The 1,216-nt window shown below is 52.6% G+C and carries 1 protein-coding gene and 1 pseudogene; both read left to right on the top strand.

All coding sequences use genetic code 11. From position 1 onward, the window contains the following. Window positions 1-700 (top strand): annotated as a pseudogene (locus tag RH88_RS23570) (hypothetical protein); the annotation flags it as partial. After that, window positions 697-1,216, top strand: a 520-nt coding sequence (locus tag RH88_RS08100; protein ID WP_005594876.1) for a phage portal protein family protein, incomplete at its 3' end; no start/stop codon positions are given. The pseudogene RH88_RS23570 and the gene RH88_RS08100, both read left to right, overlap by 4 nt.

Below are 1,216 nucleotides of genomic sequence, written 5' to 3'. Positions count from 1 at the left end.
GGCGTTTAACAACACCAAAGAACCACTGCGCCGCGTTGAGATGAAAGCGTGGCTTGAGGAAATGGTGGAGCCGTTACTCGATAAGCTACCCCCACGCCCTCACGCGTTTGGGGAAGACTTTGCGCGCAGCGGCCACTTATCGGTGTTTGCACCGATGACCATTAACCAAGATTCAACCAGGCATGTGCCTTTCTTGGTCGAGCTGCACAACGTGCCGCACAAGCAGCAAGAGCAAGCCATCAAGTTTATTTGTGATCGCCTGCCGATGCTGTGCGCCTTAAAGCTCGATGGTGGCGGTAACGGTAACTATGTGGCTGAGCAGGCTCAAGAGGAGTACGGCAGTCTAGCGGAAATCATCATGCTCTCTGAGAGCTATTACCGCGAGCACATGCCCAAATTTAAAGCCGCGTTTGAAGATCAACAACTCACCATCCCCGCGGATGAGGATGTGATATGCGATATCACGGCGATTAAGACCATCAACGGCACACCAAAGATTGACCGTGAGCGCAAGGTCAAAGGCGAGAAGAAAAAGCGCCATGGTGACTCGGCCATTGCGATTTGGTTTGCCTATCTTGCCAGCCTTGAGAACAACAAAGCGGTCTACGGCTCGCACTCGATTAAACAAAAAAGCAACGCTGAGCCTCGCCGCTCGGTGAAATGCACGCTCGGTCTGCGTAACCGAGGAGGATTACTGTGAACAAGATTATTGACCCAAGAACAGGTGAGCCGTTTGCGCCAGAAAAAACGTTGCTCACCACACGTCAAACCGAAGCGTCAGTCTATTCGGTGCGAACGCCAACACCTGGTTACTCCATTGCAATCAACATCACGCCAGAGCGCTGCGCTCGCGCCTTGCGTGAAGCGGAGAGCTTTTACATTGAGCCGTTCATGGTCTTGGCCGAAGAGATTGAAGAGCGCGACACGCACTATTCATCTGTGCTGCGTACTCGCAAACTCAAAGCGGCTAACCTGCCGATGACGGTGACGCCAGGCGGCGAAGATGAAAAAAGCCTCATGCTGGCCGAAGAAGTGCGCAAACTCATGAACCGTCCTTTTATCAAAATGATGAAGATGGATTTACTGGATGGTTTGGGGAAAGGCTTTGCCGTGTGCGAGCTGATGTATCGCACCAGTAAATCGCATTGGGATATTGTGTCCGCCCCTTGGGTTGACCCGCGCTTTTTTGAGTTCGACCAGGAGACGCGTCAAGAGC

Origin of the sequence: Vibrio scophthalmi LMG 19158, from assembly GCF_000222585.1 — a bacterium.
Lineage (GTDB): Bacteria > Pseudomonadota > Gammaproteobacteria > Enterobacterales > Vibrionaceae > Vibrio > Vibrio scophthalmi.
Note: the sequence above shows the minus strand (reverse complement) of the source record. Positions and strands in the feature narration are given on the sequence as shown.